The organism is Prevotella aurantiaca, from assembly GCF_015262605.1.
Taxonomy (GTDB): domain Bacteria; phylum Bacteroidota; class Bacteroidia; order Bacteroidales; family Bacteroidaceae; genus Prevotella; species Prevotella aurantiaca.
On the sequence record NZ_JABZSJ010000010.1, the window covers coordinates 48,831 to 55,773 of the forward strand.

At 39.5% G+C, this 6,943-nt stretch carries 5 protein-coding genes; all 5 read left to right on the forward strand.

Annotated elements, in window-relative coordinates:
- Positions 1–5: 5 nt before the first annotated feature.
- The 5 genes from HXN26_RS03360 (at position 6) to HXN26_RS03380 (ending at position 6,790) form a co-directional block, all read left to right on the forward strand.
- Entirely contained in the window at positions 6–2,213 is a 2,208-nt protein-coding gene (locus tag HXN26_RS03360; protein WP_273158697.1) for a C10 family peptidase, read from the forward strand.
- A gap of 123 nt (positions 2,214–2,336) precedes the next feature.
- The gene (locus HXN26_RS03365; RefSeq protein ID WP_273158699.1) at positions 2,337–3,617 is read left to right on the forward strand and encodes a clostripain-related cysteine peptidase; all 1,281 of its coding nucleotides are present in this window, start codon (positions 2,337–2,339) and stop codon (positions 3,615–3,617) included.
- 68 nt (positions 3,618–3,685) lie between these two features.
- Positions 3,686–4,156, forward strand: coding sequence for a pantetheine-phosphate adenylyltransferase (gene coaD, locus HXN26_RS03370; protein WP_273158701.1), 471 nt, complete (start codon positions 3,686–3,688; stop codon positions 4,154–4,156).
- A 12-nt stretch (positions 4,157–4,168) separates the two neighbouring features.
- Positions 4,169–4,579: an rRNA maturation RNase YbeY gene (gene ybeY / locus HXN26_RS03375; protein ID WP_025000319.1), complete on the forward strand. Its 411-nt coding sequence runs from the start codon at positions 4,169–4,171 to the stop codon at positions 4,577–4,579.
- Positions 4,580–5,143: 564 nt separating this feature from the next.
- Positions 5,144–6,790, forward strand: a complete 1,647-nt coding sequence (locus tag HXN26_RS03380) for a leucine-rich repeat domain-containing protein (RefSeq protein WP_273158703.1) — start codon at positions 5,144–5,146, stop codon at positions 6,788–6,790.
- The last annotated feature ends 153 nt before the right edge of the window (positions 6,791–6,943 follow it).

A 6,943-nucleotide genomic window follows, 5' to 3' on the forward strand; every position in this document is an offset into this window, starting at 1 on the left:
TTACAATGAATAAAATGATTAAGAAATCATTCAAAGTTGCATGTGCAGCTTTTGGAGTGGTTATTCTCTTCTCATGTTCAGATCGAGTAGAATCAGTCGATACTGTAACTAATGAAAGTGTTTTTGTTAACCAAGACGAAGCTATTGAAATCGCAAAGCGATTCATTCAGAACAATGGAACCGATGCTGCCGCAACACGTGCGGTAAGTGGAGGAAAATTAAAAGTAGTTTTGACCGATGAAAAAACTGCTACTCGTACAGGCGGAATTACTCATCCTTCATACTATGTAATCAATCTCGATTCTACAGCTTATGTTGTAGTATCTGGTTCAAAGGTTACTTCTCCAGTTCTTGGTTTCTCTTTCGATGGTCCGTTTGTAACAGAAAATATTCCTGATGGAGCTCAGTACATGTTTAATGAGTTTGCATCACAGATTAAAGTTGCTAACGTTAAAATCAAACCTTCTGCAGAAACAGAAAATATGCGTGAAGCTTACTTAGAGCCTTCTCCTACTCGTGCAGAAGCTATTGTAGGACCATTGTTGGGCAATATTAAGTGGAATCAAAGTCCTTACTACAATGCCTACTGTCCTTCCAATACACCAGTAGGTTGTGTTGCAACAGCAACATCGCAGATTATGCGTTACTATAAGTATCCAAAGCGTGGTACAGGTTCTCACAGCTACAGATCTTCTTATGGTACATTGTCATTTAATTACGATTATGACATCAACTGGGATAATATGCCTGGTCCAGTATTGAGACAACGCAATGACGATATCGCACGTTTCTGCTATGGTGTTGCAGTTTCTATCGATATGGGCTTTAGTCCTTATGGTAGTGGTACTTGGCAACAATATGTGCCAAGAGCATTGAAAACATATTATAAATATCCATCAGCAGTACAGAGCGCTGAACGTTCTGACTACACTTACGAACAATGGGTAGCACTTGTTAAGCGCGAACTTGATGCTAGACGTCCTGTACAATATTGTGGTGGTGGTAGCGGAGGAGCTCACTCTTTTGTTTGCGATGGTTATACTCAAAACAACTACTTCCACTTCAATTGGGGATGGGGAGGTATGTCAGATGGTTACTTCCTACTTTATGCTCTCAATCCTGGCTCATTAGGTACTGGTGGTGGCGCTGGTGGTTATAATAATAACCAATCTATCGTTGTTAATTTCGCACCTCCAGGTGGTGTAGAACCAAATCCAGATCCAGAACCAAACCCTAATCCAACTCCAGAACCAGACCCAGTAGATGAAGGTGGTTATCCTAAAGCATGGGGAAAGCAATGCCAAACTACATTTATTAAGAATGTACAAATTGGTTCTGTAGGTAACGAAACTGGTAGTTCAGGTACAGGATATGCTTATTACAATAAAGACCTTATTGCATTGGCTCCTGGTGCAACTTATGAATTAACACTTACTCCTGGTTTTACAGGCACTGTATATACAGAATACTGGACAGCATGGATTGACTTCAATGGCAATAAGAAATTCGACAGCAACGAAATGATTGCTTATGGTCTTTCAATGGGAGGTGCAAAACTAACTCGTAGATTTACTGTTCCTACAAGAGCAACACGTCATAAGGTACGTATGCGTGTTTGTATGAGCTGGGGAACTTATGCAAAATCAGAAGGAAGCTTTACATCTGGTGAGGTAGAGGATTACGATATCCAGGTATCTGATGATATTAATCCAACACCAACTCCAAAACCAGATCCAAAACCAGACCCAGATCCTAAGCCAAATCCAAATCCAGAGCCAAATCCAACACCATCAGGTTATTGTCAGACTGGTGTAACAAGCCCATCTACTGCAAACATTCGCTTTGTAGAGCTTGGTGGGATCCAGAATTATTCATCTTATACTTCAGGTGGATACTCTGATTTCACAAATAAGGCAACAACTGCATACTCTGGTTATAGCTTGCGTTATACCTTGAGTCCAAACGGAAAGAGTGGTTATAACTACTGGCGTATGTGGATAGACTTTGACAATGATAAAGAGTTTGATAGTTCTGAAATGGTACTTCAGAAGGTAGCTTACGGAACAATTTATGGCCGTATCAACCTTCCTCGTGGCTTATCAAAGGGTTATCACCGTGTTCGTATCTCTATGAAGCAAGGTGGATATGCTGATGCTTGCGACCGTTTCGAGGTTGGTGAAGTTGAAGATTATTTGATTTACGTTAAGTACTAAGGTTAATTTATCTCATCAATTTATAGCCCAATGCATGGATAAAAGCTCCAGCATTGGGTTTTTCATTATTTTATTGCTATATTTGCAGATTAAATAATAAGATTATTCTAAATGATAGAAGATATGAAACATTCCTTTCAATATTTATTTAGCGTGGGTCAAAGGACGCTAAAGACTTTCAATAGCATTGCAATACTATTGTTAATGCTTACTTCAGCGACTTTAATATCCTGCAGTAAAGAAGATCCAGAACCAACTGATGACGACTTTACAAAAGAAAAAACAATCTTTGTTTATATGCCTTGGACAGGTACAAAACAGAACTTGTATGATTTCTTTGTGTACAATATCGAAGATATGAAGAGAGGTATTGTTGAGCAACATGGTCTGAAAAGTACTAACTTATTGGTTCTAATTGCTAATTCAAGCACCAAAAGTCATCTTATGAGAATTACTTATCGTAACGGAAAATGCTATAACGATACTCTCAAAGTTTACAATGAAGGTGCTATGAATACAGCAGATAAGATGGCGAGCTTATTAAATAAGGTGGTTGAAATTGCCCCTGCTCCTACTTATTCTATGATTGTAGGTAGCCATGGAGTAGGCTGGATATACGCTTCAAGTACATCAGCACATATCCGTAATCGTATTGCTGCTGACCGAGACAGAAACGAAGCGTTAGGATTACCTATTACTCGACAGACTCGTTACTTTGGTGGTTCAGACATTCAGATGGATATTGATGCTCTCGCTAATGGTATACGACGTTCTAGACTTCAGCATTTGCAGTTCTTGCTCTTCGACGATTGCTACATGGCAAATATAGAAACAGCTTACGAATTGAACCGTGTTACCGATTATCTAATAGGTTGTCCAACCGAAATTATGGGACATGGAATGCCTTATCGCCAAATGTGGAAGTTCCTTTCGCCTACAAAACCAGATTATAAGAGTGTAGTAGATGCGTTCTATACCTTCTATTCAAACTATGCTATTGGTCAAAATAAATATCATTATGGAACTATTTCCGTAACCGATTGCAGCAAAGTAGATGCTATGATGAACGTGCTTAGCTCCATTCATAGGAAATATAAAATAGGAAAAGCAGTTAGTTCAGACCTTCAAGTACTTGATGGTTATGTTCCAGAAGTCTTTTTTGACTTCGGGGATTATATTCGTCGCCTATGCTCAAGAGATGTTGAACTAACGAAAAAGTTTGATGCTGCCTTAACAGAACTTGTTCCTTACGAGGCTCATACCGAGTATTATTTCTCGTCTTTGACCAATGCTGGAGAACATCGCATAAACACTTGTAGTGGATTAACCATCTCTGCGCCATCTACTAATACTATGGTGGTGAAGAGTAAGCCTAAGAGCCATTTCTATGCGCTTTTTAGATAACAGGCAAAACAAGTAAAAAATAGAAGTAATAAAAGTTGAGAGTAAAAATCGAATAAAACTTTAAAGCAATGGCAAATAACAGCGAACACACAGCAAGAGTAGGGTTGTTTGTGGGAAGTTTCGACCCTTTCACCATTGGACACGACTCAATTGTACGTCGGGCATTGCCTTTATTCGATAAAATAGTGATTGGTGTAGGCGTGAACGAGCGCAAAAAGTATATACAAAACACCGACCAACGTGTGTCTACAATACAGCAACTCTATGCCGATGTACCAAAAATAGAGGTGAAAGCATATACCGACCTAACGGTAGACTTTGCCCATCGCGAGCACACCACCTATTTTATAAAAGGTGTTCGTACCATAAAAGATTTTGAATACGAGCGCGAGCAGGCAGATATTAATCGCCTTCTGGGTGGTATGGAGACTCTTTTACTTGTGGCAGAACCACAGTTTGCCAGCATCAGCTCAAGCCTTGTGCGCGAACTTATACACTTTGGTAGAGACGTTAGTGAGTTTCTGCCACAGAAACGATAAAACAATTACCGAATGATAACATACAATGCAGAGGGCGTTAAGCTCCCAAAGATAGGTAAACGCGATACTACTCGTTGGATTAAAGCAGTAGCAGCGAGCCACAACCGTAAGGTTGGCGAGATTGGTTACTTGTTTGTTGACGACGAGAAAATACTTGAAGTGAACAACGAATACCTTGGCCATGACTACTATACTGACGTTATCACCTTCGATTATTGCGAGGGTAACGTGCTCAATGGCGACATTGTAATATCGCTCGACACAGTTCGTACGAATGCAGAGAAGTTTGGAAAGACTTACGAAGAAGAACTTTTTCGTGTCATTATCCATGGTGTACTCCATCTTTGTGGTATCAACGACAAAGCGCCCGGCGAACGAGAGATAATGGAAGAAAACGAAAACAAAGCCTTAGCATTGCGCTAAGGCTTTGTTTTGCAGTCCTAATCATACTGCCCAATCATCAAAGGGAGTTGTTATAAACAGCTTCCTTTTTTTGTATCGAAATACTTGTTACTTGTAAAGAAAAATACAAATGAAAAACCATGAAAACTGTTTCGCACGCTAATAGTGCCTATATTGCGTTGCAAAAGTGCCTGTTTTATCGTGCAAAACAGGCACTTTTGATCTGCAAAATAGGCTATTTTGTAAAGTGTTGATTACGAAAGTGTTACGCGATAATACCTGTTCTGTAAATTCTTTACATTTAAATTGCCTTACTTTAGTTTGTTGAATAGGTTTTTACCATCAAGTTTCAACATCCTCCTCCTCCGTTTCTACCAGTCGTTTCCCTTCTATTCCGCCCTATCCACGTGCAAGTGTTGCCCAATTATAAAATATTTTCTATAAATTAGAAAAAACGCAAAAATATTACTACCTTTGCATGACTATACTATCTTTCTTTAGATACGGACTCTGGCTAAAGGAGGAGTCAAGGAAAGAAACAAATAAAAACTAAGAGTTCTAATTTTATTCCTAAACAATATTATTATGAGAATTAAAACTTTATTATTTGCAGCTTTAGCTCTTGTGCCATCTGTTTTATCGGCACAGGTAATTGAAGGAGATGTGTTAGTAAAAGCCGATGGTGCACCTATCGACTACAAAATTCCTGAAGGAATACGCGAAATTGCTCCGAATGCCTTTGCAACTTCGTCTGTAAGAAGCGTACAATGTCCAGCTTCTCTCGAAGTTATTGGGCAGTGCGCGTTCTTCTATGCTGTCGACTTAAAGTCGGTTACGTTTGCTCCAAACAGCAAATTAAGAGTGATTGGAGAGCAGGCTTTTAGCGATTGTACTAACCTTGAGACTATCGAACTACCTAATTCAATAGATTCTATTGGTACAAATGCTTTTGTATTGTGCGAAAATCTGAAGAAGGTAACCATACCTACTGGTCTTAAAAAGCTTTCGCGCAGTACGTTCATGTCATGTTCTAACCTCATGAAAGTGAAGTTTCCAGAAACTTTAAAGGAAATAGACGAAACATGTTTTGCCAACTGTGTATCGCTTACTTCGCTTACTTTAACGGGTGTAGAAACAATTGGCGAACGTGCTTTCTACAACTGTAAGGTGCTTACAAATGTGAAACTGAACGAAGGTTTGAAGGAGATTAAAGACAATGCTTTCCAGCGTTGCGTTGCACTCGAAACTCTTGAACTGCCTGCATCAGTTGAAAAGACAGGTGCAAAGCTTTTCTTACAATGTCCAGAGTTTAGTGGTTTCACTGTGGTTGCAGGCAGTACGCACATGATGACAGCCGATGGTGTACTCTATTCTAAGGATAAAACCACGCTCTACGAGTGTCCACAAACACTGAAAAGCGACAATTTTGTTGTGCCTGCTGAAACCAAACTAATCCGCTCTATGGCATTCTTTGAGTGTCAGGATATAAAAGCGATTACACTTCCAGCAAATCTTGAGAAGGTAGGTACAGGTGCTTTGTCGAATAATGGTATGGCTTTGTTCAACTTTACTACAAACAACTATATGGTTCACGAGGACAATGCGCTTTATTATAGAAGTACAACTGGAAAAGGACTCTACCTTATTGCAGTTCCTTGCAAGGGCACTAAGACCGAATTTATGCTTCAACCAAAGACTTCTTACGTTGCTGATTATGCTTTTTCTTATAACAACAACGTGCAGAAAATATATCTACCCGACTCTGTGGTAGGTATTGGCGAACGTGCTTTCTATGCCTGCCATGGCTTGAAAGATATTTACGGCTATCGTAAAACAGCCCCAACTCTCGGAGAAGAGGTGTTTGGCGATGTTGAATTTAATAAAGTGTACTTACACGTAAGAAAAGGTTCGGAGAAGTCGTATGCCGACAATAACTGGTTGTTCTTGTGGGGCGACAACATTGAAGGTGATTATCCTGCTGTTGCAGATGTTGTAAATGGCGTTGTTACAGTAGGTTCAGCGCTCTCTGTTATTAGACAAAGTGAAACCGAAGTACGCATTATAGCCGATAAAACCATAGGTTCTGTAGAGCTATACAATACTTCAGGCGCTTTAATTAGCGTAAGCAAGCCACTCGGTAGTAACGAAATTGTGCTGACTTTGCCTCATTGTGGTGTTTATGTTGCTAAGTTGAGACTTGCTGATGGTAGCATAAAGGTTGTAAAAATCTAAACGGAAACTTTATTATAACGGCTTCTGTGATTCTTTCATGGAAGCCGGTTTTTGTTCTTCATGTGTTTATACTGCTCTCTTTTTATGTTGTAATAAGGCTTATGTGACAAAAATGTGCTTAAAATCTCCCATTCCCCTTTTATTTCTTAGGAG

Bases quoted from the DNA above. Each gene is read 5' to 3' on its own strand.
- HXN26_RS03360 (WP_273158697.1), top strand. From the start codon at position 6: ATGAATAAAATGATTAAGAAATCATTCAAAGTTGCATGTGCAGCTTTT.
- HXN26_RS03365 (WP_273158699.1), top strand. From the start codon at position 2,337: ATGAAACATTCCTTTCAATATTTATTTAGCGTGGGTCAAAGGACGCTA.
- coaD (WP_273158701.1), top strand. From the start codon at position 3,686: ATGGCAAATAACAGCGAACACACAGCAAGAGTAGGGTTGTTTGTGGGA.
- ybeY (WP_025000319.1), top strand. From the start codon at position 4,169: ATGATAACATACAATGCAGAGGGCGTTAAGCTCCCAAAGATAGGTAAA.
- HXN26_RS03380 (WP_273158703.1), top strand. From the start codon at position 5,144: ATGAGAATTAAAACTTTATTATTTGCAGCTTTAGCTCTTGTGCCATCT.